Source organism: Pseudomonas sp. R45(2017), assembly GCF_002112305.1.
Lineage (GTDB): Bacteria > Pseudomonadota > Gammaproteobacteria > Pseudomonadales > Pseudomonadaceae > Aquipseudomonas > Aquipseudomonas paraglycinae.
On the sequence record NZ_NEHH01000004.1, the window covers coordinates 220866 to 236693 of the forward strand.

At 62.3% G+C, this 15828-nt stretch carries 13 protein-coding genes; all 13 read left to right on the forward strand.

What is annotated here, in order from left to right:
* The first annotated feature begins 348 nt into the window (after positions 1-348).
* The 13 genes from hutU (at position 349) to dtd (ending at position 15634) form a co-directional block, all read left to right on the forward strand.
* Positions 349-2031: a urocanate hydratase gene (gene hutU, locus CAF74_RS11135; protein WP_039764719.1), complete on the forward strand. Its 1683-nt coding sequence runs from the start codon at positions 349-351 to the stop codon at positions 2029-2031.
* A 77-nt stretch (positions 2032-2108) separates the two neighbouring features.
* Positions 2109-3581, forward strand: a complete 1473-nt coding sequence (locus tag CAF74_RS11140; RefSeq protein WP_074689534.1) for a cytosine permease — start codon at positions 2109-2111, stop codon at positions 3579-3581.
* A 70-nt stretch (positions 3582-3651) separates the two neighbouring features.
* A complete protein-coding gene (locus tag CAF74_RS11145; RefSeq protein ID WP_085746394.1) occupies positions 3652-4620 on the forward strand; it encodes an ABC transporter substrate-binding protein in 969 nt (322 codons plus the stop codon).
* A gap of 84 nt (positions 4621-4704) precedes the next feature.
* Positions 4705-5556 carry a proline/glycine betaine ABC transporter permease gene (locus CAF74_RS11150; RefSeq protein ID WP_007952475.1) on the forward strand — a complete coding sequence of 284 codons (852 nt, stop codon included), beginning with the start codon at positions 4705-4707 and terminating at the stop codon, positions 5554-5556.
* Complete coding sequence (locus tag CAF74_RS11155) at positions 5553-6383, forward strand: glycine betaine/L-proline ABC transporter ATP-binding protein (protein ID WP_052266509.1); 831 nt, start codon at positions 5553-5555, stop codon at positions 6381-6383. The genes CAF74_RS11150 and CAF74_RS11155 overlap by 4 nt, the downstream gene beginning before the upstream one ends.
* Before the next feature lie 145 nt (positions 6384-6528).
* Positions 6529-8052, forward strand: a complete 1524-nt coding sequence (gene hutH, locus CAF74_RS11160) for a histidine ammonia-lyase (RefSeq protein ID WP_085746395.1) — start codon at positions 6529-6531, stop codon at positions 8050-8052.
* A gap of 117 nt (positions 8053-8169) precedes the next feature.
* Positions 8170-9702, forward strand: a complete 1533-nt coding sequence (gene hutH, locus CAF74_RS11165) for a histidine ammonia-lyase (RefSeq protein ID WP_085746396.1) — start codon at positions 8170-8172, stop codon at positions 9700-9702.
* Positions 9703-9950: 248 nt separating this feature from the next.
* On the forward strand, positions 9951-11156 hold the full coding sequence (gene hutI / locus CAF74_RS11170; protein ID WP_085746397.1) for an imidazolonepropionase: 1206 nt from the start codon (positions 9951-9953) through the stop codon (positions 11154-11156).
* Between the two features lie 10 nt (positions 11157-11166).
* The gene (gene hutG, locus CAF74_RS11175; protein ID WP_085746398.1) at positions 11167-11967 is read left to right on the forward strand and encodes an N-formylglutamate deformylase; all 801 of its coding nucleotides are present in this window, start codon (positions 11167-11169) and stop codon (positions 11965-11967) included.
* A gap of 292 nt (positions 11968-12259) precedes the next feature.
* Positions 12260-13207: a choline ABC transporter substrate-binding protein gene (locus tag CAF74_RS11180; RefSeq protein WP_085746399.1), complete on the forward strand. Its 948-nt coding sequence runs from the start codon at positions 12260-12262 to the stop codon at positions 13205-13207.
* On the forward strand, positions 13207-14124 hold the full coding sequence (locus CAF74_RS11185; protein ID WP_085746400.1) for an alpha/beta hydrolase: 918 nt from the start codon (positions 13207-13209) through the stop codon (positions 14122-14124). Before CAF74_RS11180 ends, CAF74_RS11185 begins: the two co-directional genes overlap by 1 nt.
* Positions 14125-14228: 104 nt before the next feature.
* The gene (gene pip / locus CAF74_RS11190; protein ID WP_007952436.1) at positions 14229-15200 is read left to right on the forward strand and encodes a prolyl aminopeptidase; all 972 of its coding nucleotides are present in this window, start codon (positions 14229-14231) and stop codon (positions 15198-15200) included.
* The gene (gene dtd, locus CAF74_RS11195) at positions 15197-15634 is read left to right on the forward strand and encodes a D-aminoacyl-tRNA deacylase (protein WP_085746401.1); all 438 of its coding nucleotides are present in this window, start codon (positions 15197-15199) and stop codon (positions 15632-15634) included. Before pip ends, dtd begins: the two co-directional genes overlap by 4 nt.
* Positions 15635-15828: the final 194 nt, after the last annotated feature.

The window sequence follows — 15828 nt, forward strand, 5'->3', positions numbered from 1 at the left end:
CGTTCCCGAAATGCGCACCAACTTGTTACCGAACGCCCCAGTGTGGCGCAAAACCACGCTTTCGTAACAACCTCTCGCTACCCTCAATCCACCCCGCGAAAAATTTCATGAATGCCAGAGCCCTTGATTCAGGCGCTTTCCAGCCCTGTCCGGGATTTTTGTTGAACGACCCTCCAACAAGTTGGCCGCTTGATTGCATATGCTTGTATGTACAAGTAAAGACGTATGCGTATGAGTCGATCGAGACTCTCCGCAGCGTCCACTGATTCGCTTGTCGCGCACTGATGCGCACAGGCTGCTTGCCCACTGCCAGGGTTGGTTTGAATTGATCGCTGAGGAGTCTTTTTCGTGACTGACAACAAAACCACTAAGTTTCGTGACGTCGAAATCCGTGCCGCCCGCGGCAACAAGCTGACCGCCAAGAGCTGGCTGACCGAAGCGCCGCTGCGCATGCTGATGAACAACCTCGACCCGGAAGTCGCCGAGAATCCGAAAGAGCTGGTGGTCTACGGTGGCATCGGTCGCGCTGCGCGTAACTGGGAGTGCTACGACAAGATCGTCGAGAGCCTGACCAACCTCAACGAAGACGAAACCCTGCTGGTGCAATCGGGCAAGCCGGTCGGCGTGTTCAAGACCCACAGCAACGCCCCGCGCGTACTGATCGCCAACTCCAACCTGGTGCCACACTGGGCGACCTGGGAACACTTCAACGAACTCGACGCCAAAGGCTTGGCCATGTACGGCCAGATGACCGCCGGCAGCTGGATCTACATCGGCAGCCAGGGCATCGTCCAGGGCACCTACGAAACCTTCGTTGAAGCCGGTCGCCAGCACTATAACGACAACCTCACCGGCAAATGGGTACTGACCGCCGGCCTCGGCGGCATGGGCGGCGCCCAGCCACTGGCCGCGACCCTCGCCGGTGCCTGCTCGCTGAACATCGAATGCCAGCAGATCAGCATCGATTTCCGCCTCAAGACCCGCTACGTCGACGAGCAGGCCAAAGACCTCGACGACGCGCTGGCCCGCATCGCCAAATACACCTCCGAAGGCAAGGCGGTTTCCATCGCCCTGTGCGGCAACGCCGCTGAAATCCTTCCGGAACTGGTCAAGCGCGGCGTGCGCCCGGACATGGTCACCGATCAGACCAGCGCCCACGACCCGCTCAACGGTTACCTGCCGGCCGGCTGGACCTGGGACGAATACCGCGCCCGCGCCAAGACCGAGCCAGCCGCTGTGGTCAAGGCCGCCAAGCAATCGATGGCCGTTCACGTCAAAGCCATGCTCGACTTCCAGAAAATGGGCGTGCCGACCTTCGACTACGGCAACAACATCCGTCAGATGGCTCAGGAAGAGGGAGTCGAAAACGCATTCGATTTCCCGGGCTTCGTACCGGCCTACATCCGTCCGCTGTTCTGCCGTGGCATCGGCCCGTTCCGCTGGGCTGCGCTGTCCGGTGACCCGCAGGACATCTACAAGACCGACGCGAAAGTCAAAGAACTGATCCCGGACGACGCCCACCTGCACAACTGGCTGGACATGGCCCGCGAGCGCATCAGCTTCCAGGGTCTGCCGGCGCGTATCTGCTGGGTCGGCCTGGGCCTGCGCGCCAAGCTCGGTCTGGCGTTCAACGAAATGGTCCGCAGCGGCGAGCTGTCGGCACCGATCGTGATCGGTCGCGACCACCTCGACTCCGGCTCGGTCTCCAGCCCGAACCGCGAAACCGAATCGATGCAGGACGGCTCCGATGCAGTCTCCGACTGGCCGCTGCTCAACGCGCTGCTTAACACCGCGAGCGGTGCGACCTGGGTTTCCCTGCACCACGGCGGCGGCGTCGGCATGGGCTTCTCCCAGCACTCGGGCATGGTGATTGTCTGCGACGGTACTGACGAAGCGGCCGAGCGTATCGCTCGCGTGCTGCACAACGACCCGGGCACCGGCGTCATGCGTCACGCCGATGCCGGTTACCAGATCGCCATCGACTGCGCCAAGGAACAAGGGCTGAACCTGCCGATGATCACCGGCAAGTGAACATCTGCGGGAGCGGGCACCCTCGCTCCCGCAGGGCCACAACAACAATAACCAGAACAATCCACAGAGGTTGAATCATGGCGGGCAACACCGATCGTGCAGGCAGTAAACCGTTGATCGAAAGGCGTTCGATCGACTACATCCCGGAAGCGGAAAGACACGGTCGTCTGTTCAGTCAGTTCACCCTGTGGATGGGTGCCAACCTGCAAATCACCGCGATTGTCACCGGGGCCCTGGCCGTGGTGCTGGGCGGCGATGTGTTCTGGTCGTTGATCGGTCTGCTGATCGGTCAACTGCTGGGCGGCGGGGTGATGGCGCTGCACGCGGCGCAAGGGCCGAAGCTTGGCCTGCCGCAGATGATTTCCAGCCGGGTGCAGTTCGGCGTTTACGGCGCGGCGATTCCGATCGTGCTGGTGTGCCTGATGTACCTCGGCTTCACCGCCACCGGGACTGTGTTGTCCGGTCAGGCGCTGGGCCAGTTGTTCGGGGTCAGCGACACCGTCGGCATCCTGCTTTTCGCCAGCGTCATCGTGGTGGTCACGGTGCTCGGCTATCGGGTGATTCACTGGATCGGCCGCATCGCCAGTGCCATTGGCGTGATTGCTTTCGTTTACCTGTTCAGCCGTCTGATGAGTCAGGTGGACGTCGGCGCACTTCTGGAAATCCGTCACTTCAGCTGGAGCAGTTTCCTGCTGGCGGTGTCGCTCGCGGCCTCCTGGCAGATCGCTTTCGGCCCGTACGTGGCGGACTACTCGCGTTACCTGCCGAGCAAGGTGTCTTCGGTGAAAACCTTCTTCGCCGCCGGTGCCGGTTCGGTAATTGGTGCGCAGGTGGCGATGATCCTCGGTGTGTTCGCGGCCGCTTCGGCCAACGGGCAATTCGCCGGTCATGAAGTCGCTTACATCGTCGGTCTGGGCGGGACCGGTGCCACCGCCGCGCTGCTGTATTTCAGCATCGCGTTCGGCAAGGTCACCATCTCCACCCTGAACTCCTACGGCAGCTTCATGTGCATCGCGACCATCATCAGCGGCTTCCGTGGCCACCTGACGGTTACCCGCATGCAGCGTCTGGTGTTCGTGCTGGTGATCGTCGGCGCGGCGACCCTGATCGCGCTGCTCGGCCAGCATTCATTCCTCGGTGCGTTCAAGTCCTTCATCCTGTTCCTGCTGGCGTTTTTCACGCCGTGGAGCGCGATCAACCTAGTGGACTACTACTGCATCACCCGCGAGCGCTATGACGTACCGGCGCTGGCGGATCCGAACGGTCGCTACGGCCGCTGGAACATCCTCGGTATCAGCGTTTACGTGTTCGGGGTGCTGGTGCAACTGCCGTTCATTTCCACCAAGTTCTATACCGGTCCATTGGTAGCGGCCCTGGGGGATGTGGATATTTCGTGGATCATCGGTCTCGTGCTGCCCGCAGCGCTGTACTACGTCTGCGCGAAAAAATGGCACGGCACCGTACCCGATCGACTGATTCTGCCCGTCGAGCAGGACAGCGTTGTACAACCTAAAACAAGCGGGGCCGGTCGCGCTGCGGCGCAGGCCTGATTTGGACGTGGACAGGGCTGGATGCCTCTTGACTGCCGTAAGCCAATTCATGATTAGGAGCGTCACAACAATGAAATCGAACAAGACCCTGCTGACCACCTTGCTTTCCATGGGCCTGCTGGCCAGCGCCGGCGCGACCCAGGCCGCTGGCTGGTGCGAGTCCGGCAAACCGGTGAAATTCGCCGGCCTGAACTGGGAAAGCGGCATGCTGCTGACCGACGTTCTGCAGGTGGTGCTGGAGAAAGGTTACGACTGCAAGACCGACAGCCTGCCGGGCAACTCCATCACCATGGAAAACGCCCTGAGCAGCAACGACATCCAGATCTTCGCCGAAGAATGGGTTGGCCGCAGCGAGGTCTGGAACAAGGCCGAGAAGGCCGGCAAGGTCGTCGGTGTCGGCGCCCCGGTGGTGGGGGCGATCGAAGGCTGGTACGTGCCGCGTTACGTGATCGAAGGCGACGCCAAACGCAAACTCGAAGCCAAGGCGCCGGACCTGAAAAACATCGCCGACCTGGGCAAATACGCCGCCATCTTCAAAGACGCCGAAGAGCCTTCCAAGGGCCGCTTCTACAACTGCCCGGCCGGCTGGACCTGCGAGCTGGACAACAGCGAAATGCTGAAAAGCTACGGCCTGGAAAACAGCTACACCAACTTCCGCCCGGGCACCGGTCCGGCGCTGGATGCGGCGGTGCTGTCGAGCTACAAGCGTGGCGAGCCGATCCTGTTCTACTACTGGTCGCCAACCCCGCTGATGGGCCAGATCGACGCAGTCAAACTGGAAGAAAAAGCGGGCGTCGACAAGACCGTGACCATCAAGGTCGGTCTGTCCAAGACCTTCCACGAGCAAGCGCCGGAACTGGTGGCCGTGCTGGAAAAGGTCAACCTGCCGATCGACCTGCTGAACCAGAACCTGGGCCGCATGGCGAAGGAACGTATCGAGTCGCCAAAACTGGCGAAAATCTTCCTCAAGGAACATCCTGAAGTCTGGCATGCGTGGGTGAGTGAAGACGCTGCCAAGAAAATCGACGCGGCGCTGTAGGTCGAATTCCTCCCGGCCAACCGAGAGGCTGGCCGGGGTGTTCGCCGCAATCGCTTGATTGAGTTTCCTGATTGAGAGCCGCTTATGTTTCCCGAAAGCTTTACCTTTTCCATCGCCGACTGGGTCAACGGTTGGGTCGATGCGCTGGTCACCAATTACGGCGACGTGTTCCGCCATATCTCCGACACCCTGCTGTGGGCCATCGTCAATCTTGAAGGCCTGCTGCGCGCCGCGCCGTGGTGGTTGATGCTGGCCATCGTCGGCGTCGTGGCCTGGCATGCGACGCGCAAAGTCGTGACCACCGCCGTGATCGTCGGTCTGTTGTTCCTGGTCGGCGCCGTCGGCCTGTGGGACAAGTTGATGCAGACCCTCGCGCTGATGATGGTGGCGACGGTCATTTCGGTGCTGATCGGCGTACCGCTGGGGATTCTCTCGGCGCGCAGCAATCGCCTGCGTTCGGTGCTGATGCCGCTGCTCGACATCATGCAGACCATGCCCAGCTTCGTGTACCTGATTCCGGTGCTGATGCTGTTCGGCCTGGGCAAGGTGCCGGCGATTTTCGCCACCGTGATCTACGCCGCGCCGCCGCTGATCCGCCTGACCGATCTGGGCATCCGCCAGGTCGATGGTGAAGTGATGGAAGCGATCAACGCATTCGGCGCCAACCGCTGGCAGCAACTGTTCGGCGTGCAACTGCCGCTGGCCCTGCCGAGCATCATGGCCGGGATCAACCAGACCACCATGATGGCCCTGTCGATGGTGGTGATCGCCTCGATGATCGGCGCCCGTGGCCTGGGTGAAGATGTGCTGGTGGGCATTCAGACCCTCAACGTCGGACGTGGCCTGGAAGCCGGTCTGGCGATCGTGATTCTCGCAGTGGTCATCGACCGCATTACCCAGGCGTATGGTCGGCCACGGCATGAGGTGAGCAAATGAGCAACGCAACCGTGAGCAAGATCGAAGTCAAAAACGTCTTCAAGATTTTCGGCAACCGCGCCAAGGACGCCCTGGCGATGGTCGGCCAGGGCAAGACCAAGGATCAGGTGCTGAACGAAACCGGTTGCGTGGTCGGGGTCAACGACTTGTCCCTGAGCATCGGTACCGGCGAGATCTTCGTGATCATGGGCCTGTCCGGCTCCGGAAAATCGACGCTGGTGCGCCACTTCAACCGCCTGATCGACCCGACCAGCGGCGCGATCCTGGTGGACGGCGTGGACATCCTGCAATACGACATGGAAGCCCTGCGCGAATTTCGCCGGCACAAGATCAGCATGGTGTTCCAGAGCTTCGGCCTGCTGCCGCACAAGACCGTCCTCGACAACGTCGCCTACGGCCTGAAAGTGCGCGGCGAGAGCAAGCAGCTGTGCGCCGAACGTGCGTTGCACTGGATCAACACCGTGGGCCTCAAGGGCTACGAAAACAAATACCCGCACCAGCTCTCCGGCGGCATGCGCCAGCGTGTGGGTCTGGCCCGGGCATTGGCGGCGGATACCGACATCATCCTGATGGACGAAGCCTTCAGTGCGCTGGATCCGCTGATCCGCGCCGAGATGCAGGACCAGTTGCTGGAGCTGCAAAAGACCCTGCACAAGACCATCGTCTTCATCACCCACGACCTCGACGAGGCCGTGCGCATCGGCAACCGCATCGCGATCCTCAAGGACGGCCGCCTGATCCAGGTCGGCACGCCGAAAGAGATCCTGCATTCGCCGGCGGACGAGTATGTCGACCGTTTCGTGCAGCGGCGGGCGGCGGTGGTCTGATCTGAGTTTTGCAGTGCACAGACTGGCCTCATCGCGGGCAAGCCCGCTCCCACAGGGATTGTGTGAGCAGCGGAGATTCTGTGGGAGCTGGCTTGCCAGCGATGAGGCCGGTGAAGCTGCATCAAAATTATGGTTGAGGTAAGTGATGTCCCAGGCTGAAAAAGTCGTTATCGCCGACGCTACGATGCGTTGGCAGGATGTGGTCGCAGTCGCCCGTCACGGAGCGCAGCTCGAGCTGTCGGCGCAGACCTGGGCGCGCATTGAAAACGCGCAGGGCATCGTCCAGCGTATCGTTGCCAGCGGCGAGCGCGCCTATGGTGTGAACACCGGTCTCGGTGCGCTGTGCAACGTTTCGCTGAAAGACGAGCAGCTCAGTCAGCTGTCGCGCAACACCTTGCTCAGCCATGCCTGCGGCGTCGGTCCGGTACTGGCCGACGAGCAGACCCGGGCAATCATGTGCGCTGCGATCCGCAACTACAGCCACGGCAAATCCGGCATTCATCGCCGGGTGGTCGAAGCGCTGCTGGCGCTGCTCAATCGCGGCATCACCCCGCAAGTGCCGTCGCAGGGTTCGGTGGGTTACCTGACCCACATGGCGCACATCGGCATCGCGCTGCTGGGCGTGGGCAATGTCAGTTATCGCGGGCAAGTGGTTTCCGCGCAGCAGGCGCTGGCCGAAGAGGGCCTGCAACCGGTGCAGCTCGGGGCGAAGGACGGTCTGTGTCTGGTCAACGGCACGCCGTGCATGACCGGCCTCGGTTGCCTGGCGATTGCCGACGCCACGCGTCTGCTGCAATGGGCCGACGTGATCGGCGCCATGAGCTTTGAAGCACAACGCGGCCAGATCGCCGCTTTCGATGCCGAGATCATCGCGCTCAAGCCGCATCCGGGCATGCAGCAGGTCGGCGTCAACCTGCGCGCCTTGCTCGATGGCAGTGAAGTGATTGAGTCGAGCAAAGGCATTCGCACTCAGGATGCCTTGAGCATCCGCTCGATCCCGCAGGTGCACGGTGCTGCGCGCGATCAACTGGAACACGCGATCAAACAGATCGAAACCGAGCTCAACGGCTGCACCGACAACCCGTTGCTGCTGGGCACGCCGGATGACTTCCGGGTGATGTCCCAGGCCAACCCGCACGGACAATCGGTGGCGCTGGCGGCGGATCTGCTGGCGATTGCGATGGCTGAAATCGGCTCGATTGCCGAGCGGCGTCTGGATCGCCTGATCAACCCGCACGTCAGCGGTCTGCCGGCGTTTCTGGTGGCCAATCCGGGGGTGAACTCCGGGATGATGATCGTGCAATACGTCGCCGCGTCGCTGTGCGCGGAAAACCGCCAGTTGGCGCAACCGGCGGTGCTCGACAACTACGTCACCTCGGGCCTGCAGGAAGACCATCTGAGCATGGGCACCAACGCCGCGCTGAAGCTGCATCGCGCGCTGGAAAACTGCACGCAGATCCTCGCCATCGAGTACCTGCTGGCGGCCCAGGCGTTTGAATTCCTCAAGGAACAGCGCTTCGGCGCGGGCACCGATACCGCCTGGCGACTGCTGCGCGAAAAAGTCCCGGCCTACGATCAGGACCGCTGGCTGGCGCCGGACATCGCCGCTGCTGCAGGCGTTCTGAAAGACCCGGATCTGCTGCACAACGCATTACCCAATCTGCACTGACAACTACCCATACCAGCGTGCCAAGGCGCGGATCGTCCAAAAGACGAGAGGCGACGGATAACGGAATGCTCCGGAGCGACTGGTAGTTAATAACAATGCCTCAAAAGGAGCATTTAAATGACTGCGCTGAACCTGATCCCCGGCCAACTGAGCCTGGCCCAACTGCGTGACGTTTATCAGAACCCGGTCAAGCTGACCCTCGACAACAGCGCCAGCGCGCAGATCGAAGCCAGCGTGGCCTGCGTCGAGCAGATCCTCGCGGAAAACCGCACCGCCTACGGCATCAATACCGGTTTCGGCCTGCTGGCCTCGACCCGCATCGCCAGCGAAGACCTGGAAAACCTCCAGCGCTCGCTGGTGCTGTCCCACGCCGCGGGTGTCGGCCAGCCGATCAGCGATGAGCTGGTGCGCCTGATCATGGTGCTCAAGGTCAACAGCCTCAGCCGTGGTTTCTCCGGGATCCGTCGGGTGGTGATCGATGCGCTGATCGCCCTGATCAACGCCGAGGTTTACCCACACATTCCGCTGAAAGGTTCGGTCGGTGCCTCCGGCGACCTCGCGCCATTGGCGCACATGTCGCTGGTGCTGCTGGGCGAGGGCAAGGCGCGTTACAAGGGCGAGTGGATGGAAGCGACCGAAGCGCTGAAAGTCGCCGGTCTGACCCCGCTGACCCTGGCGGCGAAAGAGGGTCTGGCGCTGCTCAACGGCACTCAGGTGTCCACCGCATTCGCGTTGCGCGGTCTGTTCGAAGGTGAAGACCTGTTCGCCGGCGCGCTGGCGCTGGGCGGTCTGACGGTGGAAGCGGTGCTCGGCTCGCGTTCGCCGTTCGATGCGCGCATCCACGCCGCCCGTGGCCAGAAAGGCCAGATCGACGCCGCTGCCGCTTACCGCGATCTGCTGGGCGAGCGTAGCGAAGTCTCCGACTCGCACCAGAACTGCGAAAAGGTGCAGGACCCGTACTCGCTGCGTTGCCAGCCGCAAGTCATGGGCGCGTGCCTGACCCAGTTCCGTCAGGCCGCCGAAGTGCTGGCTGTCGAGGCCAACGCCGTATCCGACAACCCGCTGGTATTCGCGGCCGAAGGCGACGTGATTTCCGGCGGCAACTTCCACGCCGAGCCGGTGGCCATGGCCGCTGACAACATGGCGTTGGCCATTGCCGAAATCGGTTCCCTGAGTGAGCGTCGCATCTCGTTGATGATGGACAAGCACATGTCGCAGCTGCCGCCGTTCCTGGTGGCCAATGGCGGCGTAAATTCCGGCTTCATGATCGCCCAGGTGACCGCTGCGGCCTTGGCCAGCGAAAACAAGGCACTGTCGCATCCACATTCGGTGGACAGCCTGCCGACTTCCGCCAACCAGGAAGACCACGTGTCGATGGCCCCGGCCGCTGGCAAGCGCCTGTGGGAAATGGCTGAGAATACCCGCGGGATTCTTGCGGTGGAGTGGCTGGCGGCGGTGCAGGGGCTTGATCTGCGCAACGGCCTGAAAACTTCGGCCAAACTGGAACTGGCCCGAGGGATTCTGCGTCGCGAAGTGCCGTTCTACGAGAAGGACCGCTTCTTCGCGCCGGATATCAACGCGGCGACCGAACTGTTGGCTTCGCGGGTCCTGACTGAACTGGTTCCGGCGAAGTTGCTGCCTAGTTTGTAAGCGTTTTTTCAGGGGGATTTTTGTCGTCCGGGAAACCGATCCCCCTCACCCCAGCCCTCTCCCCCAAGGGGGAGAGGGGGAAAGGGAGCAGATCTTCATCGTTTTCAGAACCTGAGTTCGACTCAAGAATTTCAGGTCGATGTACCTCGAAAGAGCAACCCGGTCAGTCCCCTCTCCCTCCGGGAGAGGGTTAGGGTGAGGGGGCTTTTGAAGGCTGCCCACCAAACAGAATCCAACGGAGGCTCACAGTGAAAACCCTCTGGCAACACTGCCACGTCGCAACCATGGCGCAAGGCGTCTACTCGATCATCGAGGATGCGGCCATCGTGACGTCCGGTGCACTCATCGAGTGGATTGGCCCGCGCAGCCAATTGCCGTCAGGCGAATACCCGGCGGTCAATGACCTGCAAGGCGCGTGGGTCACCCCCGGCCTGATCGATTGCCACACTCACACCGTGTTCGGCGGCAACCGCAGCGGCGAGTTCGAGAAGCGCCTGCAAGGCGTCAGCTATGCCGAAATCGCAGCGGCCGGCGGCGGCATCGCCAGCACCGTGCGTGCCACGCGTGAGGCCTCGGAAGACGAGCTGTTCGCCAGCGCCGCCAAACGTCTGAAAAGCCTGATGCGAGACGGCGTGACCACGGTCGAAATGAAGTCTGGCTACGGCCTCGATCTGGCCAGCGAGCGCAAGATCCTGCGGGTCATCCGTCGCCTCGCCGCCGAACTGCCGATCAGCGTGCGCAGCACCTGTCTGGCCGCCCATGCATTGCCGCCGGAGTACAAGGATCGCGCCGACGACTACATCGATCACATCTGCGCCGAGATGCTCCCGGCGCTGGCCGCCGAAGGCCTGGTGGATGCGGTGGATGCGTTCTGCGAATACCTGGCGTTCTCCCCGGAGCAGGTCGAGCGGGTGTTCATCGCCGCGCAAGAACTCGGTCTGCCGGTGAAGCTGCACGCCGAACAATTGTCGTCGCTGCATGGCTCCAGCCTGGCCGCGCGCTATCACGCATTGTCCGCCGATCACCTGGAGTTCATGGACGAAGCCGACGCCATCGCCATGGCCGAATCCGACACCGTCGCAGTGCTGTTGCCGGGCGCGTTCTACTTCCTGCGCGAAACCCAGTTGCCGCCGATGGACGCCCTGCGCAAACACAAAGTGAAAATCGCCATCGCCAGCGACCTCAACCCCGGCACCTCGCCGGCGCTGTCGTTGCGCCTGATGCTGAACATGGCCTGCACTTGTTTCCGCATGACCCCGGAAGAAGCCCTGGCCGGCGCCACGATTCACGCGGCGCAAGCCTTGGGCATGGCCGATACCCACGGTTCGCTGGAAGTCGGCAAGGTCGCGGATTTTGTCGCCTGGCAGATCGACCGCCCGGCGGATCTGGCGTACTGGCTGGGTGGTGAACTGGATAAACGCGTCGTCCGTCACGGCGTTGAATCAAGTCTGTAGGAGAGCGGTTGTGGATAAGGTTCTGAACTTCAAACAAGGTCGCGTGCCGCTGCTGATCAGCATGCCCCACGCCGGTGTGCGCCTGACTCCGGCGGTCGAGGCCGGGTTGATCCCGGACGCGAAAAGCCTGCCGGACACCGACTGGCACATTCCGCAGCTCTACGACTTCGCCGCCGAACTGGGCGCCAGCACCCTGGCGGCCGAGTACTCGCGGTTCGTCATCGACCTCAACCGGCCGTCCGACGACAAACCGCTGTACGCCGGCGCCACCACCGGTCTGTTCCCGGCGACGCTGTTCGATGGCATTCCGTTGTTCAAGGAAGGCAAAGAGCCGTCGAAAGAAGAGCGTGCGACGTACCTGGAGCAGATCTGGACGCCGTACCACCGCACCTTGCAGGAAGAGCTGGCGCGGCTGAAGGCCGAGTTCGGTTACGCGCTGCTGTTCGATGCACACTCGATCCGTTCGATCATCCCGCACCTGTTCGACGGCAAGCTGCCGGATTTCAACCTTGGCACCTTCAATGGCGCCAGTTGCGATCCACAACTGGCCACACAACTGGAAGCGATCTGCGCCCGCCACGACGCTTACAGCCATGTGCTGAACGGACGCTTCAAGGGCGGCCACATCACCCGTCACTACGGCAACCCGGCCGAGAACATCCACGCCGTGCAACTGGAGCTGGGCCAGTGCACGTATATGGAAGAGTTCGAACCGTTCCGCTACCGCGCCGATCTGGCGGAGCCGACGCGGGTGGTGTTGAAGGAGTTGCTGCAAGGGCTGCTCGCCTGGGGCACAAAGCACTACAGCTGAGTCTGCTCTGATCGTTCCCACGTCGAGGCGTCGAACCGTCCGCGTGGGAATGCAGCCCGTGACGCTCTGCGTCACTGGACGCGGAGCGTCCCTTGAGGCATTCCCACGCAGAGCGTGGGAACGATCTGCGGTGAGTGAGCAATCTGGGGGGGCGTCCTCAAACAGTCGCCACCGTGCAAATCCCGGTCGCCACAGGTCGCTTTTCCGTCTCGCCTGCTGCGTAATGTTTCGGCCACGGTGCAAGAAGACACCGATCCGAACAATAACCCGCTGCCGCACGAGACGATCCCTCATGAAAAAACTGTTCACTCGTTGTGCGTTAATCCTCACCGGCAGTGCGCTGCTCAGCGCCGGCGCCCTGGCTTCCGACGATGCATCCTGCAAAACCGTGCGCATGGGCGTGGTCAACTGGACCGACGTGATCGCCACCAGCGGCATGGCCGACGTGCTGCTCAACGGCCTCGGCTACGAAAGCAAACAGACCAGCGCCGTGCAGCAAATCATCTTCGCCGGCATCCGCGACAAGCGTCTGGACATCTTCCTCGGCTACTGGAAACCGGCGATGGACAAGAACATCGCGCCGTTCCTCGCCGCCAATCAGGTCAAAGTCATGGACAAACCAAGCCTGGCCGACGCCCAGGCGACGCTGGCGGTTCCGGATTACGTGGCGGCGGCGGGGCTGAAGACCTTTGGCGACATCGCGAAATTCAAGGATCAACTCGGCGCCAAAATCTACGGCATCGAGCCCGGCAGCGGCGCCAACACCACGATCAAGACCATGATCGAAACCAACCACTTCGGCCTGAAGGATTTCAAGATCATCGAATCCGGTGAGGCCGGCATGCTCGCCGCCGTGCAGCGAGCGGTGAACCGCAAGGAATTCGTGGTATTCGTCGGCTGGACGCCGCACCCGATGAACATCAACATGAAAATCACCTACCTGACCGGCAGCGAAGACGTCTACGGCCCGAACGAAGGCGCCGCCACCGTTTCCACCGTCACCGCGCCGGACTACGCCGAGCGCTGCCCGAACGTCCATCGACTGCTGGAAAACCTGACCTTCACCGCCGCCCAGGAAAGCCAGTTGATGGTGCCGATCATGGAGCGCAAGACCCCTCAGGAAGTGGCGAAGACCTGGCTGCGTGAGCATCCCGAAGATCTGCAACGCTGGCTGGCGGGTGTCAGCAGTTTTGACGGCAAGGACGGCGTGGCCACGGTTCAGGCCAGCCTGAAAAACTGATGGGCACTTATCCACTCTCGCCGTCGATGGCGGCGTTCGTCGCCAGAACCGAAAGCTTCGCCAGCGATGACAGCAGCCTCGGCGGATTGCGCAAATCCTATGACGCCATGTGCCGCGCGTTCACGCCCGAACGGCCGACGGGTCTGGAGGTGGTGGATTTCCAGTTGAGCGGGGTGGCGGTGCGTTCGTATCGCCCGCCTGTCCGGCCATCGGCCAGTGGCTGGCCGTGCGTGTTGTATCTGCACGGCGGCGGTTGGGTGGTCGGCGGGCTGGATTCCCATGACTTCATCTGCTGCGAGCTGGCGATGGCGCTCGGGGCAATGGTGGTGGCGGTGGATTACCGGCTGGCGCCGGAGCATCCGTTCCCGGCCGGTTTCGAGGATTGCCTGAGCGTCTGGCGCGCGTTGCGCAGCGGACCGTTCTGGTTCGATCCCGGACGGATGCTGGTGGCGGGCGACAGCGCCGGCGGCAATCTGGCGGCGGCGCTGTGCCTGGCGCTGCGCGATGCCGGCGAGCCGCTGCCGGGCGCGCAGGTCTTGATCTATCCGGGGCTGGGAGGCGACGCACAGTTAGCGTCACGCAGCGAATGCGCCGATGCGCCGTTGCTCGCCAGCAGCGATGTCGATTGTTATCACGCCTTGTACCTGCGCGGCACCGCGAATCCTAACGCCTATGCGATGCCGTTGCTGGCCGGGGACTTCAGCGGTTTGCCACCGGCCTGGATCGCCGTGGCGCAGTTCGATCCGCTGCGTGACGACGGCGTGTGCTACGCCGAACGGCTGAACGCGGCGGGCGTCGACGCGGCGCTGTATTACGGCGAAGGGCTGGTTCATGGTTGCCTGCGGGCGCGACATCAGGTCGCCGAGGTCGATCGTCTCTTTGAGAACCTGCTGGGGTTCATGGCTGACAAAATGTGACAGCGCACGGGCATGCTCATTGACGTAAATCGGGTTTATGATGCCGGACGGCAGAATAATAGAAGTCCCCCCAGGGATGACCTCGACCCCTTACGGAGCGCGCAATGCAGACTTTGTTTCCGCAGATCAAACCTCACGCACGGCACGATCTGGCCGTCGATGACACCCATACACTGTACGTCGACGAAAGCGGTTCACCGGAAGGTTTGCCGGTGGTGTTCATCCACGGAGGTCCCGGCGCCGGGTGCGACGCCCAGAGTCGCCGCTATTTTGATCCGAACCTGTATCGCATTGTCACCTTCGACCAGCGCGGTTGCGGTCGCTCCACGCCCCACGCCAGTCTGGAAAACAACACCACCTGGGATCTGGTCGAAGACCTCGAGCGTATTCGTAAACACCTGGGCATCGACAAATGGGTGCTGTTCGGCGGCTCCTGGGGTTCGACCCTGGCGCTGGCCTACGCGCAGACCCACCCGGAACGCGTGCATGGGCTGATCCTGCGCGGGATCTTTCTCTGCCGTCCGCAGGAAATCGAATGGTTCTACCAGGCCGGCGCCAGCCGTCTGTTCCCCGATTACTGGCAGGACTACCTCGCGCCGATTCCGCTGGACGAGCGCGACGACCTGCTCAGCGCGTTCCACAAACGCCTGACCGGCAACGACCAGATCGCCCAGATGCACGCGGCCAAGGCCTGGTCGACCTGGGAAGGGCGCACCGCGACCCTGCGTCCGAATCCGCTGGTGGTCGACCGCTTCTCCGAGCCGCAGCGCGCCTTGTCGATTGCGCGGATCGAATGCCACTACTTCACCAACAACGCGTTCCTTGAGCCAAACCAGCTGATCCGCGACATGGGCAAGATCGCCCATCTGCCGGGCGTGATCATCCACGGCCGCTACGACGTGATCTGCCCGCTCGACAACGCCTGGGAACTGCATCAGGCCTGGCCGAACAGCGAGCTGCAGGTGATCCGCGATGCCGGCCACGCCGCGTCCGAACCGGGCATCACCGATGCACTGGTGCGCGCCGCCAGCAAAATGGCCCGTCGTCTGCTCGACCTGCCGCCCGAAGAAGCATGAAGGGACTGTTGCAGCGCGTGAATGGCGCGCGGGTCGAAGTGGCGGGCGAGGTGGTCGGCAGTGTCGATCAGGGTTTATTGGTGCTGGTGGCGGTCGAACCCGACGACACGCCGGCCAGCGCCGACAAACTTCTGCATAAGCTGCTTAACTATCGAGTGTTCAGTGACGCCGAGGGCAAGATGAATCTGTCCCTGGCGGATGTGGGCGGCGGGTTGCTGCTGGTCTCTCAGTTCACCCTCGCTGCCGACACCAAAAGCGGGTTGCGCCCGAGTTTTTCGACCGCCGCCCCTCCGGCGCTGGGCGAAGAATTATTCGACTATCTATTAAGCAGAGCGAAACAGATGCATGGCACAGTGGCATCAGGTAGATTCGGCGCGGATATGCAGGTGCACCTGGTCAATGATGGCCCGGTAACCTTCCTGTTACAGACATGAAAGCGCTTGAAACATCTTTTTAAGGGCTTTTCGACTGAAAACAGGGAATTTTCGCGATAAATACTTTGTTACCCCTGATGCGTTGTCACGCGGGCTACTAGATAATCGCGCGCTACGGGGATCAGCGTTCGTTGGTCCATTTTGACTTAGGTAGAGACTTGTCCGGATCCGATTGGGGAATCATTTTGACCCAG